At 39.4% G+C, this 22,229-nt stretch carries 14 protein-coding genes; 12 read left to right on the top strand and 2 right to left on the bottom strand.

Annotated elements, in window-relative coordinates:
* Window positions 1-13 precede the first annotated feature (13 nt).
* Window positions 14-526 (top strand): bifunctional 3-hydroxydecanoyl-ACP dehydratase/trans-2-decenoyl-ACP isomerase, encoded by a 513-nt coding sequence (gene fabA / locus M9949_00735; protein MCO5249930.1) that lies wholly within the window; start codon window positions 14-16, stop codon window positions 524-526.
* A 1-nt stretch (window position 527) separates the two neighbouring features.
* On the top strand, window positions 528-1,502 hold the full coding sequence (locus M9949_00730) for a KpsF/GutQ family sugar-phosphate isomerase (protein MCO5249929.1): 975 nt from the start codon (window positions 528-530) through the stop codon (window positions 1,500-1,502).
* On the opposite strand, the gene M9949_00725 is transcribed toward M9949_00730, so the two are convergent.
* Window positions 1,503-2,468: a DUF4115 domain-containing protein gene (locus M9949_00725; GenBank protein ID MCO5249928.1), complete on the bottom strand. Its 966-nt coding sequence runs from the start codon at window positions 2,466-2,468 to the stop codon at window positions 1,503-1,505.
* A gap of 186 nt (window positions 2,469-2,654) precedes the next feature.
* Between M9949_00725 and M9949_00720 the strand changes: the two genes are divergently transcribed.
* The 9 genes from M9949_00720 to M9949_00680 all read left to right on the top strand — a co-directional run bounded on the left by M9949_00720 (window position 2,655) and on the right by M9949_00680 (window position 14,744).
* The gene (locus tag M9949_00720) at window positions 2,655-3,728 is read left to right on the top strand and encodes a YfiM family protein (GenBank protein ID MCO5249927.1); all 1,074 of its coding nucleotides are present in this window, start codon (window positions 2,655-2,657) and stop codon (window positions 3,726-3,728) included.
* A 70-nt stretch (window positions 3,729-3,798) separates the two neighbouring features.
* Window positions 3,799-4,614 (top strand): glycosyltransferase, encoded by an 816-nt coding sequence (locus tag M9949_00715; GenBank protein ID MCO5249926.1) that lies wholly within the window; start codon window positions 3,799-3,801, stop codon window positions 4,612-4,614.
* A gap of 74 nt (window positions 4,615-4,688) precedes the next feature.
* Window positions 4,689-8,999, top strand: coding sequence for an acyl-CoA dehydratase activase (locus M9949_00710; protein MCO5249925.1), 4,311 nt, complete (start codon window positions 4,689-4,691; stop codon window positions 8,997-8,999).
* Window positions 8,996-9,274, top strand: coding sequence for an acylphosphatase (locus M9949_00705; protein MCO5249924.1), 279 nt, complete (start codon window positions 8,996-8,998; stop codon window positions 9,272-9,274). The genes M9949_00710 and M9949_00705 overlap by 4 nt, the downstream gene beginning before the upstream one ends.
* On the top strand, window positions 9,271-11,967 hold the full coding sequence (locus M9949_00700; GenBank protein MCO5249923.1) for a patatin-like phospholipase family protein: 2,697 nt from the start codon (window positions 9,271-9,273) through the stop codon (window positions 11,965-11,967). The genes M9949_00705 and M9949_00700 overlap by 4 nt, the downstream gene beginning before the upstream one ends.
* Window positions 11,967-12,494, top strand: a complete 528-nt coding sequence (locus tag M9949_00695; protein ID MCO5249922.1) for an LOG family protein — start codon at window positions 11,967-11,969, stop codon at window positions 12,492-12,494. The genes M9949_00700 and M9949_00695 overlap by 1 nt, the downstream gene beginning before the upstream one ends.
* On the top strand, window positions 12,475-12,864 hold the full coding sequence (locus tag M9949_00690; protein MCO5249921.1) for a DnaJ domain-containing protein: 390 nt from the start codon (window positions 12,475-12,477) through the stop codon (window positions 12,862-12,864). Before M9949_00695 ends, M9949_00690 begins: the two co-directional genes overlap by 20 nt.
* On the top strand, window positions 12,861-13,526 hold the full coding sequence (locus M9949_00685; GenBank protein ID MCO5249920.1) for a rhodanese-like domain-containing protein: 666 nt from the start codon (window positions 12,861-12,863) through the stop codon (window positions 13,524-13,526). The genes M9949_00690 and M9949_00685 overlap by 4 nt, the downstream gene beginning before the upstream one ends.
* 3 nt (window positions 13,527-13,529) lie before the next feature.
* Window positions 13,530-14,744, top strand: a complete 1,215-nt coding sequence (locus tag M9949_00680; GenBank protein MCO5249919.1) for a sigma-54 dependent transcriptional regulator — start codon at window positions 13,530-13,532, stop codon at window positions 14,742-14,744.
* A 5-nt stretch (window positions 14,745-14,749) separates the two neighbouring features.
* On the opposite strand, the gene murI is transcribed toward M9949_00680, so the two are convergent.
* Entirely contained in the window at window positions 14,750-15,580 is an 831-nt protein-coding gene (gene murI / locus M9949_00675; protein ID MCO5249918.1) for a glutamate racemase, read from the bottom strand.
* 87 nt (window positions 15,581-15,667) lie between these two features.
* Here murI and M9949_00670 point away from each other — a divergent pair, with 87 nt between their 5' ends.
* On the top strand, window positions 15,668-22,183 hold the full coding sequence (locus M9949_00670) for a hypothetical protein (protein ID MCO5249917.1): 6,516 nt from the start codon (window positions 15,668-15,670) through the stop codon (window positions 22,181-22,183).
* Window positions 22,184-22,229: the final 46 nt, after the last annotated feature.

Below are 22,229 nucleotides of genomic sequence, written 5' to 3'. Positions count from 1 at the left end.
ATAATGGAAATTTATGACAAATAAGAGCTCCTACAGCTACGAGGAATTAATCAAATCTGCCAACGGCGAACTGTTTGGTAAGAATTTCGGTAAATTACCATTACCAAATATGTTGATGATGGATAGAATCACACACGTATCCGATACCGGAGGCAAATATGGCAAAGGCGAACTTATTGCCGAACTTGATATCAAGAAGGATTTATGGTTTTTTGGTTGCCATTTCAAAGATGATGCCGTTATGCCCGGTTCGCTTGGATTGGACGCCCTATTCCAATTGACAGGTTTTTATCTGACACATATGGGTTTCGAAGGCACAGGACGTGCTTTGGGATGCGATGCTGTCCGATTTTTCGGTCAAGTTTTGCCCGAAAACAAACTTGTAACCTACGTTATTGATGTCAAAAGAATTATAAATTTGAAACTTACAATGGTTATTGCCGATGGCAGAGTAATTGTTGACGGCGAGGAAATCTACACTTGCGATTCAATCAGAGTCGGTCTGTTCGAAAAGGAACAAGTTTGAGGTGAATAAAAAATCAGAATTGTCCGCCGAGATTGTTCGCATCTTTAGTGAAGAGATTAAATCGCTTCAAGATGCATTAGAAAAAATTGATGACAATTACGCAGACGCCGTCGAACTGATTTCAAATTCACACAAAGTTGTACTCTCAGGTGTCGGCAAATCGGGTCTAATCGCACGAAAAATCGGCGCCACACTATCCAGCATCGGAGTATCATCTACATTCTTGCATCCCGTCGAAGCACTTCACGGCGACATTGGTTTAGTCCAAAAGGACGACGTTGCCATTCTGCTTTCAAAGAGCGGTAGTACTGAAGAAATCGTTAGATTGGTGCCATATCTTAAAATGCGCCAATGCAAAATCATCTCCATTGTCGGCAACACGAACTCCTTTCTTGCCAGGATTTCGGATATTGTTTTAGATGGCTCTGTCGTAAAAGAAGCATGCCCTTTTAATTTAGCACCTACTTCAAGTTCGACTCTTGCAATGGTAATCGGTGATGCGTTGGCTATGGCTGTGATGAAAAGCCGCAAAACAAGTTTGGAAGATTTTTCGAGACTTCATCCTCTTGGGCAAATCGGAAAGAATATCACGGTCAAAGTTGCTGATGTGATGCATACTGAAAAAAATATTCCATTTATCAAGCCGCAATCATCATTCCGAGACGCATTGATTGAAATATCGAACAAAAAACTCGGGTGCGTTTGTGTAGTTGACGATGAAAACAAATTGCTCGGAATAATTACTGATGGCGACGTTAGGAGAATTTTGCACAAAAATGAAAATCTTCAAGGGCTCATTACCGAGTCTGTCATGACTAAAAAGCCTATAAGCATCAACCCTGAGGCTTATCTGCACGAAGCTTTGGCTGTAATGGAAAACAGAAATAGCGAAATAAACGTTTTGCCTGTGGTTTCAGATTCAGGCGAAGTAATGGGAATAATCAGATTGCACGATATAATCAAAGGTGCCGGCTGATTATTGTGGTGATTCGTCACTTTCTTCTCTGTTGAAAATATTCTTATCAGAATCAATTTTAGATTCCTCTATCATTTTCGGCTTTTTCTCAACAGTATCGGGAGCCTTCTTACGGGTTGCTTTTCGAGTCAAAGTTGTATCTTTAAAATCCATCGGATTGATAATTTCCGTCATAGTTATTTTGATATTCTTGACAACTGAGCCTGGTTTGCCGAATGCCGGCAACAATTGATTGTTTCTATAAAATTGAATTGCTCCTGCATTACCTTGGTCAAGAACGAAATATTTTGAAGCAGACCAGCGCTCCTCGTGTCCGGGTCGCATCAAAATTTCGATAATTTGCTTACCGTCAATCAAAAGCCTTATCCATGCCGAATCTTTTGCTTTTGCAGTCAATACTAATGAATCTGCTTTTTCGAAGTATGAAAACAAACTGCTTGGTTTTTCACCGGATACAACTGCCGTATCTGCATTTTGTATGAAGTCCGTATTATGCCTAAATCCATTGCCGGATAATGATGTGATAGTGAAATATATCGCTGCCACAACAATAATTGCTAATAGCGAAATCAGGGCATAATTATAAAATACTTTTTTATCTCGTCGTTCGATGTTTTTTTTCTTAAAAATCTCAGCAAAATTTGCGACTTCCGGATTTACATGCGGCTTTGGCGTAGCAGCTACGGGTGCACTTTCTTTGAATTCAGGGGATTTGGCTTTGTCGGTCTCTTGCTTTGGAGCATTCGGCGCTTCTTTTACAAGTTCAGCTTTTGATATATCGATTTTGAGAGTAGTAGCGAGAGTTTTGAGAAAGGAGTTCATGTAAACTTCAGGCATTACTGAGTAATTTTCGGCTTCGATAGCTTCAATTATATGAGTCCGAATTTTGGTTCGTTCACTAAGGTCTTTGATGCTTAAGTTTTGCTTACGTCTCGCATCCGATATTTGCTTGCCTATGTTTCTCATTTATACAATTTTTAAAGAACTCTCAAAATTTACCATAAAAACATCTTAACAATATATTAAAAATTATTTAATTTCCAAAACAATTTGTGCTAAATTAACACATTCAGTACAATTCTAATTCATATATTTGTATATCAATAAAAATACTTTATGAAAATATCAAATATCATACCATAAAATTAAAATATGAACACAATCCGATTTCATTTCATCTTAAAGGCAATTCTAATCTTTCTTATTAGTTGTAATTACATTAACGCCCAAACAGATTCGACTGACCTAACTACTTCAACATCAGGTAATGACTCTCTACAAGTAGATTCCTGCGACCCATACGCTCATTTGCCGAGAATTGATATTAAAGATTTTATGATAGCCGACAACCCAAGATATACATTTACAGGCGAGCTTCCATTCCTCGAAACTAATATCAGACCTGTTAGGGCGGCGATTGCCGGCGGTATTGTTGGTACATTTTATGTCACTCAGCATATAATTCAAGTCAATACCATTTGGGCAGAAACCGGGAAATTCAGATTCATCGAAGACGGGGACTACGCTCTTTATAGCGACAAACTCGGTCATTTTTACGGAACTTATCTCGCTTCATCACTATATACAGAATTGTTTTTGTGGTCCGGATTCAGCTATGATGCCTCGGTTTTATGGGGTTCGATAATGGGAATTGCTTATACGGCTTATGTAGAAATCATGGATGGATTTGCTGCTGATTGGGGATTTAGCCCTTCGGATTTTTACTCAAATTCTGCAGGTGTAGCATTTCATTTATTGCAACACTATGTGCCGTTTTTTCAGAATTTCACTCCAAAATTTATCTATATTCCTGCAGATTGGCACGGTGAACGCAAAAGGCAGCCATCATCGATGTTTATAGATGATTACAGTTCACACTCACTTTTCATGTCAATAAATGTAGAAAATATTTTGCCTAATAATTTGAAACCGTATTGGCCCGATTGGTTGCAACTAAGCGTAGGTTATTCAGCACGAAATCTGTGTGTTCCAAATGACTATGATTGCAACTATAATGATAGCAAGTATTATAATGATTGGTTAGCGGGAAGTCCTCGATACATCATAGCTCTTGACTACGATTTTGTCAAACTTTTGCCCGATGGACCGCCTTTCTGGAATTGGTTCAAACAAGCACTGAATCATGTCAAATTCCCTGCTCCGGCTATTGAATTTGGCAACGGAACAAGATTTATGCTCCTTTATCCATTTTTGAAGCTAAATTAAGCCCCATAGCATACTTTTTTGTATCTTTGTATTCTTTAAAATGAATATTAAATGTATAAATGGGTTTGGTTTGGCTGACGCAAAAATTATAAATACAAATGACAAAGCTACTGAAGCAATCGTGGATAAAAATGAAGTAAAGAAGGTCGGGACTACAATGAGTGTAGTTATTCCGGTATTGCAAGAGGAGAAAATACTCGAAAAACACTTGACAATTTTGAAAGAATTTCAGAGTAAATTTGGATTTGAAATCATTGTCTCTGACGGTGGTTCGACTGACGAAACTGTTGCAATCGCAAAAAAGTATGCCGATAAAGTCGTTGTGCATACCGGCGAAAAAAGGCAAACTATAGCCGAAGGTCGGAACATGGGTGCCAAAGCAGCAAGTTCGGACATTCTCGTTTTTTTGAATGGCGATTCAATTCCTGTGGATTGCCAATCTTTTTTCACTGCAATTATTGATTTCTCCAAAAAACGTGGGAAATATGCCCGATATAGTGCTTTGGCTTGTAAAGTTAGTTCATTTCCCGAAGAAGAATTATTGAAAGATAGGATTTTTTATGCCATCCACAACAATTATGTTTGGTTTTTGAATATAATCGGTTTGGGGATGGGACGTGGCGAATGCCAAATAATAAGAAAGGAAGTTTTTGAAGCTGTGGGTGGTTTTAACGATAAAATTATTGCCGGCGAGGATTTTGATTTATATCATCGGATTTCAAAAATCGCTAAAATCAAATATGACCCGATAATCAGTGTGCACGAATCGCCACGACGATTCAGGAAATATGGCTATATCCGCACTATTACGATTTGGCTGATTAATTCTTTGAGCGTCTGGTGGTTTGGCAAGTCATTTTCAAGGGAATGGGAAACCGTCAGATAAAATAAAATTTTTCATTCTTTCCAATTCGTTTCTTAAATTTATATTATTGAAATTTACACTATTCGAATCAAATTATGAAAAAAGGTTTAGGATTCTGCCTTGGTGCTTCGTCAGTATCTGTTGCCATTGTCGAGTATAATGGCAAGGGGTTTGAGGTGGAGCAATCTTTGTCAATATTCCATCAAGGCGACCCTAAAGCAATTTTCACAAACTTGCTCGAAAAATATTACCAAAATGATATGAGTATCGTTGTTACAGGACGAAAATTTCGCTCATTGGTAGCATTAGAAACTATTTCAGAGCCCGAAGCAACTGAGACAGCATTCTTAGAGTTAATCCCCGAACATCATGATTTTACCGGAATCGCATCGCTCGGTGGCGAGACTTTTTTGGCTTATACACTCGATAACGAATGCCGAATCAATAATGTAGTAGCGAAAAATCAATGCGCCTCAGGCACGGGTGAATTCTTCCTCCAACAAATCAAACGCATGGATTTGACTGTTGAAGAAACCATCGAAATTGCCAAAGATGCCAATCCATACAAAGTTTCGGGGCGTTGCTCAGTTTTCTGCAAATCCGATTGCACTCATGCTTTGAACAAAGGTACCCCAAAATCTGAAGTGGCAGCCGGTTTGGCATATATGATTTCCGAAAAAATTGACGAGTTATTGAATAAAGTTCCAAAGGGAAAAATCTTGATTCTTGGCGGTGTAACTCGCAACTCAGTTGTAATGAATTTTGTCAAAGCATCTCATCCGAATATTATTGTCCCGAAAAATGCCGATTCATTTGAAGCAATTGGTGCAGCAATTTATGGAATCAAAAAAGACATCAAACCATTAAGTTCGCTTGAAAATATCATAATCGAAAAAAGTTCTTCTTTCTCATATCATCAAGCCCTTGAAAATTTCGCCAATAAAGTTACATTCAAACCATCGAAACGCTCGAAAGCAATTTCCGGTCAGCGCTGCATCTTAGGCTTAGATGTTGGCTCCACTACGACTAAAGCGGTTGTCATTTCCGAAGACGGTGCCGAAATACTCGCCGATGTTTATCTCTACACAAATGGCAATCCCATTGCAGCATCACGAGAATGTTACTCTCGTTTGATGCAACAATTACCCGATGATATCATGATTGTCGGTATCGGTACAACCGGCTCTGGCAGGCAAATATCGGGCATTCATGCACTGACCGAAGGCGTCGTAAATGAAATTGTTGCTCATGCAACTGCTGCCGTATTTTTCGATGACGAAGTTGATACTCTCTTTGAAATTGGCGGACAAGATGCAAAATACACTTACATCGTAAACAAAGTCCCTGCCGATTATGCAATGAATGAGGCTTGTTCCGCCGGTACAGGCTCATTTATAGAGGAATCGGCTTACGAAACTTTAGGCATAAAAGTAACTGAAATCGAATCAATTGCCATGAATGGCATGAAACCTCCCAATTTCAGCGACCAATGCGCAGCATTCATCAGTTCGGATATTAAAACAGCCTTGCAAGAAGGCATAAGCAAAGATGATATTGTGGCAGGTTTGGTGTATTCGATTTGCTTGAATTATGTAAATCGAGTCAAGGGCAACCGCACTATCGGCAAAAAAATATTCATGCAAGGCGGCGTATGCTATAATAAGGCGATTCCCATTGCAATGGCAGCTTTGACAGGCGCCGATATCATCGTTCCGCCCGACCCGGGCTTGATGGGTGCTTTCGGAGTAGCACTTGTTGTTCGTGAAAGGCTCGCTCTTGGTCTGATGGACGAAGGACAATTTGATTTGCAATCTCTTGCCGGTAGGGAAGTGTCATACCGCAAACCCTTCATATGTTACGGTGGCAAGGAAAAATGTGACAGACGATGCTCGGTAAATATCATCGAAATTGAAGGCAGAAAACTTCCATTTGGTGGTGCTTGCAACAAGTATTATAATCTAAAGGGCGAACAAAGCTTCGATTACGACAAATATGATTATGTCAAAAGGCGCCATTTGTTGACTTTCGATGTGTTTGCTCCTGAACGTCAACTTGGGGAAAATCCCAAACGCGTCGGGCTGAATGCGTCTTTCCATACTTTCACTTTGTATCCGCTATTTTATAATTTTTTCAATTTATTGGGCTTTGAAGTTGTAATGCCCAATGAGATTGATAGCGAAGGCATTGAGCGGGAAAATACTTCATTTTGCTATCCGGCACAGCTTTCATTGGGATTGTTCAAAAATCTGATTGACAAAGCCCCTGACTTTTATTTCGTACCAACAATTCTTGAGATGCTTGTTGACGACAGCGAATACCAACGTTTGGATTTCAATTGCACTTGCGTTTTTGTTAGCGGCGAGGCAATGTATTTGAAACAGGCTTATAAGGATTTGATTTCCGACAAAAGAATCTTATCGCCCAATTTGAATTTTGGAAATGGTTATCTCAAGGAATTAAAGCATTTCGTTCAAATTGGTTTGGACTTGGGCGTAAGTGCCAAAGCAGCCGAAAAGGCATATTTAGATGCTATCGAAATGCAAAATAGTTATCAAAATGAGCTACTGAATTTGGGCAAGGAAGCTCTTGAAGAGATTTATTCCAAGCCCGATAATTTAGCGATAGTATTGGTCGGTCGCCCGTATAATGCTTTTACCGACATTGCCAATAAAGGCATTCCACGAAAATTCGCTTCACGCGGGATTTATGTTTTGCCAAATGATATTTTCGATTTGCACGATGACAAAGTGGACGACCATATGTATTGGGAAGGTGGCAAGAAAATTCTCAAATCTGCAAAATTTATCAAGCGTGATGACAGGTTGTTCGCAACATATATTTCCAATTTTTCCTGCGGACCGGATTCGATGATTTTGTCATCATTCCGCGAAATCATGGGGACAAAGCCATCTTTGACATTAGAACTCGACGGTCACACTGCCGATGCAGGAATCAACACAAGGATTGACGCTGCAATTGACGTAATTAAGAATTATATCAAATTGAAATCCAACATCAGCGACCCCGATAATAGTGATTTCGTATCTGCTGATGTAGAATTCGGCAAAGATGGGAATTATTATATCACTTCCGATGGCGAACGAATCCAAATGAGTGACCCGAGAGTGAAAATCCTGATTCCTTCGATGGGGGATTTGAATTCGGAAATGTTCGCTGCTGCATTCCGAAGTTTGGGTTTCAATGCTCAAGCTTTGCCACCCTCAAATCCTGATATAATCAAATATGGCAAAGCAGTTTCAAGCGGAAAAGAATGTTTGCCATTGATTATTTTGGCTGGCTCGCTCTCAGATTACATCGAGAACCAAAAGAAGGAAGAATATGTCGCATTTTTCACTGTGGAAGGTGCCGGAAATTGCCGATTAGGACAATATCCTGTATTTTTGAGGCAGTTGATTAAATCAAAAAAATGGCGAAACGTCACCCAAATCACTTTGATGAATGAAGACGGATTCGCAGGTTTCGGTTCAAAATTTGCAATGAGAGCCATCCAAGCAATTATGATTGGCGATGTGTTGGATGATGTTCGCTCTGCAATTATGGCATATGCGAAAAATCCAGCTCTCGGAGTTGAAGTGTTTGATAGCGAATTCAAAATAGTCAGCGAAGGATTTGAACGAGACCCCGATAATATTTACACTTTGTTGGAGAATTTTGCGGAAGTAATTCACGAAAAAGTGCCGATTGAGACACCGATTGAAAAAGCTCGTTACGTAGCTTTACTTGGAGAAATCTACGTTCGGCGAGACTTGTTTTCGCATAAATATTTGAATGAAATTTTTGCCAAAAAGGGATTCGTTCTCAAAATCGGCTACATCAGCGAATGGATTTACTACGTTGATTATTTGCTGAAAATCGGATTGCTCGAACCGGAAAATTCGTTTCGGAAAAAATTGGAACGAGAAATTCGACATTATTTCATGCGTTCGGCTGAGAAAAAAATCAAAAAAGCATTGTCTAAATCGGGTTATTACAAATATTCATTGACTGAGATTAAGCCACTGCTCGAACATAGCAAGCATATAATCCCATTGGATTTCAAAGGAGAACCGGGATTGACATTGGGCATTTCGATGTACGAAACATTAGAAAAATACTGCGGCATAATCAATCTTGGTCCTTTTGGATGTATGCCGACTCGATTTACCGAAGCAGTTTCAATTCCGGAAATGACCGTGGAAAGGAAAATAGCCGTTCGGAATGAGGTAGAGCCGAATTTCAAGCTATCGTCGCTATTTAACGGGAAAATGTCTATTCCTTTTTTGACAATAGAGGTGGACGGAAACGTCTTTCCTCAAGTTATTGAAGCGAGATTGGAAGCATTTACTTTGCAAGCAGAGCGAACTGCACAAATAATGGAAGCTGCCAAAAATGGGAAAAAATCATGAGCGAATGCAACAGAGCTACTTTTAAAATTCACGGACATGTCCAAGGTGTGGGCTATCGTTATTTCGTGCAACGCAACGCATTAGAAATGGGTTTGAAAGGTTATGTGAAGAATTTATACGACGGCACCGTCGAATGTGTGGTCGAATCCGATTTGCAAACAATTGAACTTTTCAAAAGCATTCTAAAACGAGGAAGCTCACGTTCGCAAGTGACAAGTATCGAAATGATACTCTCGGAATGTAAGAATAATCACAATTCATTCGAGATAAATTGAAAAAATTAGCTCATATAAATTTTTTTCTATTGTGTTTACTTTCCCTGATTGGGTTTGTATTTGCTATTCCTACTTCGATTTTTGCCCAAAATAAACAAGCCCACTCGCTACCAACGAAAGATGAATTATATCCCAAAATCACATTAGTGTTAAGTGGTGGCGGTGCCAGAGGTGTAAGCCAAATTGGTGTACTGAAAGCCCTCGAAAAGCATAATATTAAAATTCATTCAATCACCGGGACGAGTATCGGTGCGATAATTGGCGGATTGTATGCAACGGGTAATACAGCAGATGAGTTGATGGATTTGATTATTGATTATGATTGGAATCGAATAGTTGCTCTTAAGGAATCCGGCAATCGAAGCGATTTATTTTTCGACCAAAAAGAGTTATTCGACCGCAAATTAGTTACAATGAAATTTAATAATTTCCGCTTTACACCGCCTCAGGCTATCAATTCGGGTTCGGGTTTTGATTCATTCATCCAAAGTATGATTTGGAGCTCGCCTTATATGCCGACCACGAATTTCGATTCATTGAAATATCCACTCAGAATAATTGCGACCGATTTGGCGGCAGGCAAGTCAATATCGTTGAAAAGTGGCAATTTAGCGAGAGCAATCAAAGCGAGCGCAACAATTCCGCTTCGCTTTCCGGCAGTCAGAATTGATTCGATGGTTTTAGTTGACGGTGGAATTTTGGCAAATATTCCCGTCAAATCTGCATTAGAATTTAATCCCGATTTGATTATCGCGGTAGATGCTTCATCGCCATTATTACAAAGTTTCGATTTGGTGAATCCTTGGAATATCGCCGACCAGGCAATCTCTACAGCAATGAAAAAAATATCCGACGATGAAATGTTGCTCGCAGACTTTGTATTAAGCCCGAAACTTGATGACAAAAAAAATACGGATTTCACCGATTTGGAAATTACTGCAGAACTCGGCTACATAGCTGCAATGGATTCAATCCAAAGCATTATCAGTAAAATTGAGAAAATCAAATCAGCAAAATTAGATAGCCTTGCGAAATCTATATTTGGCAATGTTTCTGAAGCTAAGATTCGCTTAAAAGGCTTCGATTCGGAAGATTCACAATTAATTGTCAGCCAAAATGATGAGCAATTACGTAATTTGCGTAACGCATTATACATAATGTATAATCAGGAATCATTCGCCAAATATAAATCATTTGCAGTCCAAATCAACGGCGATGAAGTCCAAATTCAAGCGGAAAAAAATCCGGAAATCAATGTTATTCAAATCAAAGTCAATCCGGGTTACTTATCAATCGCCGATACTTTGTCATTGCTTTTGGGCGAAAAATTTATCGGGCAAGGATTTGATAATGAGATGAAATATCAAATTTTCGAATATGCTTCAGAACTAATGAATCAACTCAATTTCCCTATGTCAAAAATTATTAATGTTTCCATGCTTCATAACATTTTGATGCTTGAGTGCAACCTTGGAATTATTGATGATATAATCATAAGCGGAAATAAACAAACTGCATCATATCTGATTGACCGAGATTTGAAATTTCAAAAAGGTGAGCTTATAACACCTGAAAATATTATTGAATCAAGTGAAAACTTGCAATTTAATAACCTATTCGAGGACGTTGATATTTACCCGTCTATCGACAATCATGGCAATATGCACATGAACGTTCATGTTCGCGAAAGCGGGACTCAAACAATTAGTATCGGCGGCAGAGTTGATAACGAACGAAATGCACAAGTAGGCTTAGATTTGCTTCAAGATAATATTTGGAATACCGGTGCCGGATTTTTGATTAGGTTTGCGATGGCAAATTCTTTTCTCGTAACGGAATTATCACTCACAAATCCACGCTTTTTCAGGACTTATCTGACTACATCTTTTATTGCATATTACAATAGAATCAACAGGAATAGTTTCTCGCCGAAAGAAGTAAATCAACCCAATAGATTTTCGAATATCCGAACTCGAGATATGGTCGAGGAAGACATTGGTCTGTCAGCTCTAATAGGAATGCAACTCGAAAGACAGGGGCGATTATATGTTCAAATGCGATACGAGAAGCAACGATTTTATAAAATGCCTGATGTCATTCCCGATTTTTATACTATCTCGACAATTAAATTCGGTACTGTTTTCGACAATCGTAAATCACTCGATTTCCCGACTGAAGGCAGAGTTATAGATGTATCGCTCGAAACAAATTTGCTACCTGTTACTGAAGCGGTGGCTTTTTCAAAAGCTTTATTCAGCTACTCTTCAAACAGGTCAATTGCAAATCATACTCTAAACACGACTCTGACATTCGGAGTTGCAGACATTACTGTTCCTTACCCCGAATTTTATTCGCTCGGTGGTGAAGATTCATTCTTTGGAATGTTCGAAGATGAAGAACGCGGACGGCAACTATTTCGAGGTTCAGTCGGGTATCGCTACTTGATGCCTTTTCAAGTCTTTTACGATACTTATCTAACTTTTCGGTATGATTTTGGCTCAACTTGGCTGATACCCGAAGATGTAAAATTTAGCTCTTTCAAGCACGGCGTTGGCAGCACTATTGCATTAGATTCTCCACTTGGTCCTCTTAAATTCAGCATTGGTAGGAGCTTCTTTTTCCGAAAGTCTCCGGATAGAGTCTTTTGGGGCGATACTCATTTTTATTTCAGTCTGGGTATGAGAGTAATCTAATGAACATCATTACCATTTTCGGCAGTGGCACTTTACGATACGATGATAAAAGCTACGTATATGCCACTGAACTTGGATTTGCCTTAGCCCAAAGCGGTTTCGATATAGCAACCGGCGGATACGGCGGTATAATGGAGGCAGTTCACAAAGGTGCTTCTGCATTTGATACACGGCGAATAGGAGTGATTACTAAAGATTTTAAAGATAAACAAGCAAACCCCTTTGTCACCGAAATCATTAAAACAAAAGACTATTTAGAACGTTTGAAATCTTTGGTAGAAATTGGCTCTGCGTATATTGTATTTGACGGGTCGTGGGGAACTATGCTCGAAATTGCTACTGTTATCGCATTGACAGACAGAAAATTGATACGCCCTAAAGCATTGATTTGTGTCGGCGATAAATGGCAAGCAATAATTGACGCTATAGAAAGTGGCAATAGGCAGTCATGTACAAATATAATCTATGAAAAGAGGGTCGAAAATATAATTTCATTATTAAAAGAACATGTGGCAAATAATAAATAGAATTTCAAAATTAGTTCAATCTAACAGCATCAAAAGCAGTGATTCTTACAAAATTCTAAATCAAGAAGATGAAGAACTGAAACGAATTATTGATGAATTGAACAATAAGAAAGAATCAGACAAAAAAAGTGAGAATACATCTAAGAGCAGCAATATCAGCGATGATGTGAAAAATGCTTTTGCCGAACTTGGAGTGCCTCCCAATGCCGATTCTGCAACTATTAAATCCGCATACCGTTCTAAAATGAAAGAATTTCATCCCGACCGATTTGTGAATTTGGATAAGGACTTACAGGAAAAGTCCCGCAGAAAGTCGCAAGAACTGAACTCTGCCTATGATATATTGGAAAAAGCAGGATTTGTAAAATGAAAATAGATTTCAAAGATATTGCTCTAATACTGTTTGCTTCGATAGCTATCGCTATTGCCTATAACTTCTCCAAGCCGAAACCACTGCCTTGGATTTGGGAACCCAAAGAGATTAAAGTTTTGAGCGACGAAGACGTATTCGGCAATATGGAACAATCAAAAGAACACACTAACAATGATTTGAATGATGCCACAATCACTGAGCCCGAGACTTTTCAACCAAATGAAGAAAAATTAGTTGATGACAAAATAGCTGAAAATAAAATTGAAGTTGCTGAATCCAAAAAAGCAGTCGTTGAAAAGGATAAGGAATCATTGGATTCGGAATTACCGAAAAATACCGAATTGACGGTGACTTATGAGCAGATGAAAAAAATTATCAATAATCCAGATTTCATAATTATTGATGCGCGAAGTCCTGAAATGTATGCTAAAAGCAAAATCGGAAAAGCTATAAATATATTTCCTTACGATGAAGAAGCAGTCTTTATGCCTAAAATTCTTGATTTGCCGACCAATAAGCGGATTGTAATTTATTGTGATGGCGGCAATTGCGATTCGAGCCACAAATTAGCAGAAGCGATTAAAACTTTTGGCTATAAAAATGTATTTATATATTCCGGTGGGTGGGATGATTGGTCAAAACATCAGGGGCAAGAATAGTTTATGGATAGCTACTACAACGAAGGTTCATTAGTTAGTGAGATAAAAAAAGCATTCTCAATTATCGGAAACTCTTACGAAATAGACAATGCTGTCAGATTACTCATTCAAGCTGCTCCTACAGATTTGAGCCTATTAATCACAGGAGAAACAGGCACAGGCAAAGAAGTTTTTGCCAACGCTGCTCATGGATTATCAAAACGCAAGAGCAAACCTTTTGTGAGTGTTAATTGCGCTGCAATTCCGGAAACCTTGCTCGAATCAGAGCTTTTCGGACACGAGAGAGGTGCATTTACCGGAGCCGTTGACCAGCGAATCGGATTTTTTGAAACGGCAAACAAAGGGACAGTCTTTTTAGATGAAATTGGCGAAATGCCAATCGGGACGCAATCAAAATTATTAAGAGTGCTCGAATCCGGCGAATTTACTCGCCTTGGCTCCTCGCAAACCAAAAAAGTTGATGTCAGAATCATCGGAGCTACAAATAAAGACTTGAACAGAGCCTCTGCCGAAGGAAAATTCCGTTCCGATTTGTTTTATCGACTCAATACTGTGCATATCGTTTTGCCGCCACTAAGAAACCATGTCCAAGATATTCCGCTTTTAGTAGAGCATTTTGCGCGTAAAACTTGCCAAAAATTAAACCTTCCTTATAAAGGATTTTCTGACGATTCGATGAGCATTTTGAGAAGTCTTCCGTGGCCCGGCAATATACGTGAATTGAAAAATATGATTGAAAAAGTCATTACATTTCATAAAGGCGAACACGTCACCCCCGATATTCTACGTAAATATATTCCGCCGGCACTACCTGCTTTTGAAATCCGAAATATCGAACATGATAATTCTCTGATGAAGCTGAATGAGCCTGAATATACGGGAACTCCTGAGCTATCGCTTATTTTCAGAACCTTGCTCGAGTTAAAAAGTGACCTAACCGAAATCAAACGTTTCATGCACAACGTAGCTGTTCTTATCGAAGATATGAACCGAAAATCGGATTCAGTCAACATGCACTCAGTTGAAGAAGTCAAATCAATCGAAGATTTGATGCAAAATTCTGATGACCTAAATCTTGAGGAATTTGAGAAACAAATCATTCAGTTTGCGATGAAAAAATTCAAGGGAAATCGCCGAATGGTAGCTGAATCATTAGGTATCAGCGTCAGAACCTTGTATAGGAAAATCTCGGCATTTGATTTAGAAAGCGAATTTTAATAAATTTACAAACTAATCAATTCCGGTTTGTCTGAATCGAACCCAAGAAACATGTTTGCTTGCTCGGCAAAATTTGCCGGCAAATCAGTCACATAAAATTTAACATTGGGTTTTTCGATAAATTCTTTGCGTTGCTCTTGCAATTGTCTTGCCTCAGCCAATATCCTTAACGCAGTCACAGAAGCATGCTCACCCGAATCAATCAAAGTCACTTCAGGCATAATTTCCATCAATAATTGCGAAAGCAAAGGATAGTGCGTACATCCCAAAACAAGCGTATCAACGTGAGCATCAATCATATCCCGTAAGTAATCAATGGCAATCAATTTAGCAGAAGGATGTTTCATCATACCTTCTTCAACGATTGGAACAAAAAGTGGGCAAGGTTTTGAAAAAACTTTCAGATTTTTATTGCCGCTCAATTTAACGATTTCATTTTCATATGCTTTGCTCGAAATGGTTGCTCTCGTTCCGATTATCCCGATGCGATTATTTGTGGTCTCCCTCAATGCTGCCGATGACGCAGGCTCAATCATACTTATAACGGGCAGATTCCCCGCATGTTTGCTAACGACGTCTAATGCAACTGACGAGACAGTATTGCAAGCTGCAATTATCAATTTGACGCCTTTCGATACCAAGAAATCAGTACATTCGGCTGCATATTGCTTTACAATCTCAGGTGACTTATTTCCATACGGAACTCTTGCAGTATCGCCCAAGTAAATGTAGTTTTCCTGAGGTAAAAATCGGACTAACTGCTTGAGTACACTCAAACCTCCGATTCCTGAATCAAAAACTCCAATTGGAAGTAAATTATTTTGATTTTTTTCCATTATTTTTCGCTTTTACTTGTTTTTTACGAAACGTTTCCGTAATTTAAGTGTTCTAAAAAATATTATTTACAAAAGTATATGATAAAAATGAATAAACAAATAATCTTAATCTTAACGATTTTATTATTTACTGCTTTTAATGCTAATGCACAATATTGGTTTGGTGCTTACCCGAAATCGCCAAATGAACCCATCAACGAAAACCGTAATTTTTACGAATTCCAGAAAGATTTCAATGATTATTGGGGAGATAAAGAGATTACTCCCGAAACGCCGAGAAACGAAAGAGGCGGCTGGAAACAATATAAAAGATGGGAATGGTTTTGGGAACAACGTGTATTTCCGACAGGAATATTCCCCGAGCCTGATATTTTATGGAAAGAGATTCAAAAACTTAAAGCCAATCGTGGCAAAGATGAAGATAAATTACACAGCTTTAGTTGGGAACAAGTCGGTCCATCAACTTCTGAGGGTGGATATGCAGGATTGGGAAGGCTCAATGCAGTTTTGGAAGACCCCAATTATAATGGTACTTCCAACCAAACAATTTGGGTAGGCTCCGCAAGTGGTGGGCTTTGGAAGACTACTGATGCCGGCACAAGTTGGTCAACAAACACCGACCAACTTTCGACTCTTGGAGTATCTGCAATAGCAATTGACCCGGGAAATACTAATATAATGTATATCGCAACGGGTGATGGTGACTACGGTGATACTTATTCTGTCGGGGTGCTGAAATCTACAGACGGAGGCGCAACCTGGAACACTACAGGTTTGAATTGGACTATTACCCAAACGCGTTCTATTCGTGAAATGAAAATGCACCCAACAAACAGTAGTATCCTATATGCTGCTACGTCAATCGGTGTTTTCAAAACTACAAACGGAGGCACGAATTGGTCTCAGCAATCAATCCCCTTAAATGTAAACTCAGGTTATTGGGACATTGAAATCAATCCGAGTGACCCGAATATTGTTTATGTGTCCACTAATTACGAAATTGCCCGCACCACAAACGGTGGGACAAATTGGTCAATTCTGACAAGTGGATTGCCAAGTACTGCAGCTAATATTTATCGTGTAGAAATGTCGCTGTCACCGGCAAATAACAACCATGTGTTTGCTGTTTACGGCTACTATAATTGGAGCGGTGGCAATAGTTCAAATAATTATGGCTTGTACGGCATTTACGGAACTACAAATGGTGGTACAGGTTGGGATGAAATTACTCGATGGGATAATGACAGTCTTAATTTGCTTGGTTGGAGTTATGAAGCATCTGACAAGGGAGGCCAGGCTTTCTACGATTTGGATATATTAGCAGACAAAAATTCTACTTCTACATTCTTTGTTGGAGGAGTGAACGTTTGGCGGACAACTAATCGAGGTACAGACTGGGATTGTGTTGCTCATTGGTATGGCGGCGGAGGCAATCCGGAGGTTCATGCAGACCATCACCAACTTTATTTTGGTGGTTCAAACAGAATGTATAGCGGACACGATGGAGGTATTGATAGGACTACAAATGGTGGGAATTCGTGGACTTGGATTGGCTCCGGATTAAAAATTACACAGTTTTACCGATTCGGAATTTCTCAAACTGAACCAAATATGCTAATTGCCGGAGCTCAAGATAATGGCACAAAGCAAATGAATGGTACGAGTTGGAGAGATGTTATTGGTGGTGACGGCATGGAGTGTATTGTAAACTACAACAATAGTAATTATATGTACGGCTCCCTCTATTATGGCAGAATATTCCGTTCTACCAATAAAGGCAATAGTTTTCCGGAACTTAATACCCCTAAAAAAACTGGAGATGACAATGGTGCATGGGTTACACCTTATATACTTCACCCTACTAATCCTGAAATTCTATATGCCGGTTATAAAGAAATTTGGAAATCGACTAACCACGGCACTTCTTGGAGCAAGATTTCAAATTTTGGACATAACAGCCGACACACAGTTCTTCATATTTCCGAATCAAACCCTTCATACATCTATGCAGGGTATTCAAGTACATTGAGGCGAACCACAAATGAAGGTTCTTCATGGTCTTCTATTGGTCTGCCTATTTCAAATACGCTGACATACATGGCAATTCATCCCGAAAACCCTGATAAAATTTGGGCTGTTTTTTCGGGATTTTCATCCGGTAAAAAGGTTTACTACTCGTCGAACGGTGGAGCAGGATGGACAAATATTTCGAAAAATTTGCCAAATGTACCTATTAACTGCATTACTTACCAGAAAGATTACAGCAATCGGGTTTATATTGGCACAGACATAGGTATTTTTTATATTGATGATACAATGACTGATTGGGAAGAATTCAACGACGATTTGCCAAATGTCATTGTGAATGAAATCGAAATCAACTACGATTATGAGCTTATTTACGCTGCAACTTATGGTCGCGGAGTCTGGAGAACTTCTCTCCCGATTGAAGTGATTGGCACACCAACACTTTTGCTGCCTCAGAATAATACAAGCAATGTGCCATTAGCACAAATTTTGAAATGGTCATCGGTCGCCAATGCTGATAATTATCAAATCCAAATTTCTACAAACTCGGCATTTTCAAGCATTGTTAAAGATTCGACCGGTATTGTTGATACAACTTTCTCATTTGCAAATTACAATTCCCAATATGACACACAATATTATTGGCGAGTAAGGGCTAAGAAAGGTTCTAACACCAGTGCTTGGTCAAGCACATTCAATTTTACGACAGAACCCCGATTACTGCCACCGGTCTTGACTTCTCCGAGCAATAATGCAACGGGAATAGCAATTGATGCAGATTTGCAATGGAATTCCGCAACAGGTGCATCAAGCTATGACGTCGAAATTGCTACCGATGCTAATTTCAACAATATTGTCAAAACCGAGAACAGCCTCGCAGCAACAAGCTATTCTATGACAAATATTCCGGCTGATTACGCAAATCAATATTATTGGCGATTGCGCTCAAAGAGTGCCACCCAAACAAGCGATTGGTCAAGCATTTTCAATTTCACAACTGAACCTCGACTATTGCCACCTGTTCTAAGTTCGCCGAGCAATAATGCAACGGACTTAGCAATTGATGCAGATTTGGAATGGAATTCGGCAACAGGTGCATCAAGTTATGATTTGGAAATAGCAAGCGATGCCGGTTTTAATAATATCATCAAAAATGTGAACAGCCTCGTAGCAACTTCTTATGATTTGACAAATATTCCCGCAGACTATGCAAATCAATATTATTGGCGATTGCGCTCAAAGAGTTCCACCCAAACAAGCGATTGGTCGGGTGGCTTCAATTTCACCACTGAGCCTCGATTACTGCCACCTGTCATGACATCGCCAATAAATAATGCAACGGGCATAGCAATTGATGCTGATTTGGAATGGAATTCGGCAACAGGAGCTATTGCGTACGATTTGCAAGTAGCGTCCGATGCCGACTTCAATAATATTGTCAAGTTAGCTTATAGCATTTTCTCCACAGAATATGCCTTGACAAATATTCCGGCTGATTACGCAAATCAATATTATTGGCGATTACGCTCCAAAAGCGCCAAACAAATAAGTGATTGGTCGGGTGGCTTCAATTTCACGACAGAGCCGCGACTATTGCCACCTGTGATGACCTCGCCCGACAATAATGCAACGGGCATAGCAATTGATGCAGATTTGGAATGGAATTCGGCAACCGGAGCCACTGCCTATGATTTGCAAGTAGCGTCCGATGCCGACTTCAATAATATTGTCAAGTTAGCTTATAGCATTTTCTCCACAGAATATGCCTTGACAAATATTCCTGCTGATTACGCTATTCAATATTTTTGGAGATTACGCTCAAAGAGTGCGACACAAACAAGCGATTGGTCGGGTGGCTTCAATTTCACGACAGAGCCGCGACTATTGCCACCTGTGATGACTTCGCCGAGCAATAATGCAACGGGCATAGCAATTGATGCAGATTTGGAATGGAATTCGGCAACTGGAGCATCCAGTTATGATTTGGAAATTGCTACTGATGTGAATTTCAATAATATCATCAAAAACGAGAATAGCCTTGCAGCAACAAGCTATTCTATGACAAATATTCCGGCTGATTACAGCAGCCAATATTTTTGGAGATTACGCTCAAAGAGTGCCACACAAACAAGCGATTGGTCGGGTGGCTTCAATTTCACGACAGAGCCACGATTATTGCCACCTGTTCTAAGTTCGCCGAGCAATAATGCTACAGGCATTGCTATTAATGCAAATATGCAATGGAATTCGGCAACAGGAGCATCCAGTTATGATTTGGAAATTGCCACAGATGCTAATTTCAACAATATAATCAAAAATGAAAATAATCTTGTAGCAACAAGCTATTCATTGATAAATATCCCGGCTGATTACGGCAGCCAATATTATTGGAGATTGCGCTCAAAGAGTGCGACACAAACAAGCGATTGGTCGGGTGGCTTCAACTTCACGACAGAACCTTTATTACTGCCACCTGTTTTGACAACACCGGTTAATAATGCCATAGACATCGCAATTGATGCAAATTTACTTTGGAATTCAGCAACCGGTGCATCAAGTTATGACTTGGAAATAGCCACAGATGCCGATTTCAATAATATCGTCAAAAGCATGAATAACCTTGCTGCAACAATGTATTCAATCTCTAATATTCCTGCGGCGGATGAAACCCAATACTATTGGAGATTACGCTCAAAGAGTGCCACCCAAACAAGTGATTGGTCGAGCGTCTTTAATTTCACTACAATAATGGAATTGAATGCTCCGGAATTGATTTACCCTACTAATAATGCCAACAACATATCAAAAATTGTGCTTTTAAATTGGAGTGATGTTCAGAATGCTGATGAATACAGAGTTCAATTAGCCGATAATATCAATTTCACAAATCCAAAAATTAATCTGATTGTTTCAAACGATTCCGAATATCAGGTGCCAAACGGCTCACTGAAAGGCAATGTAACATATTATTGGCGAGTGAAAGCTTTGAACGGTGACCTTGAAAGCGAATTCTCAACAACTTTTAAATTTACAACCGAGAACAAAGTCCCCGATTCATGGTCTTTTGTTGAGGATACTCCAACAAAATCTAAAATCGTAGTCCCGACTTCTATCAATCCTCAAATCGGTGGCAGAAATATTGCAACAGGTGATGCAATAGGAATATTTTTCGATGATGCCGGAACCCAGAAATGTGCCGGATATGCATATTGGACAGGTGTTATACTCCAAATTACTGTTTGGGGAGATGACCCTCTGACTCTCGAAAAAGACGGATTCTCTACAAACGAACTCTACAATTTCAAATTATGGGATTCGCAGACAGATTTGGTCTATACTGCCGAAGCCACATTTTCGAGTGGACCGAATAATTTTCAAAACAACGCAACTTCAATTCTCGCATCGCTAAATTCTTTGACCGATATTCAGGTCATCAGTTTAAGTCAGGGATGGAATATGATTTCATCATTCATTGCTGCCGATTTACCTTCGATGGAAGATATTTTTGGTGATATTGATAACGAACTCGTAATATGCAAAAATGGCAGCGGCAATGTTTATTTGCCCGAATTTGAAATTAATGATATTGGCGATTGGAACAAATACGATGGCTATCAGGTTTATATGAATCAAGCTGAAACTCTTATCTTGAGCGGTACAGCAGCCGAACCTGAAAATGAGACAATCAACTTGAGTACGGGCTGGCATTTGGTATCGTACCTCAGAAAATCAGCTATGGATATTTCAATCGCTATGGAAAGCATTGAAGATAATTTGATAATTGCCAAAGATAATTTAGGGAATGTGTTTTTGCCTGAATTCGGTATCAATACTATCGGAGATATGCTCCCCGGGCAAGGATACCAAACTTATCTGTCATCGGCGGATGCTTTGACTTATCCACCAAATTCAGCAGGGAAGTACAGTGCTCCGAATTATCGTTACGCAAAAAGAGCAATCCCTGTTCTACCCCAAATTTCCGGAACCGGAAACAGTATGACAACGATTGTCGAATTCGATGAACGGTACAACGGGCATTTATTCATTGCAAATGATGATAAAGGGCGTCTCGTCGGTTCGGCGATTATCGAAAATGGCATTTGCCCAATAGTAATCTGGCAGGACGATGAGCGGAATAGCAATTATTCTGCAAATTCAACAATTCAATACAGTGTGATTGACCAAAGCACGAATCTTGAAATTTCCGGATTTGTCATCACACGGCAAACTGATTTGCTCACCAAGCAACCTAACGATATTTCGAAATATGGTAAAAATGCCGTGAATTACGGCAAAGCCTTATTGCCAACCGGAATTAGAATGATTCAAAATATTATGCCGATTCCTGCGGGTTCGGAATTTTCGATTGAATATGCTGTTGCCGAAAATAGCAATGTCAGAATTAAACTCTTCAGCATCAGCGGTCAAGAAGTAGCCGTTTTGAAAGATTTGCCAATGCAATCCGGGATTTACATTGAGACCTATTCGACAGGGATTATCGGCTCGGGCGAATACATTATCATGATGGAGCAGGGCAGCGAAATTGATACCGAACGAATGATTATCAAGAAATAAATCGTCAAAGTATCGTCAATAAAACTGTATTTTTGAATATGTTTTA

This window comes from Candidatus Kapaibacterium sp. (assembly GCA_023957315.1).
Lineage (GTDB): Bacteria > Bacteroidota > Ignavibacteria > Kapaibacteriales > UBA2268 > PGYU01.
This window is presented reverse-complemented; position numbering and strand designations above follow the sequence as displayed.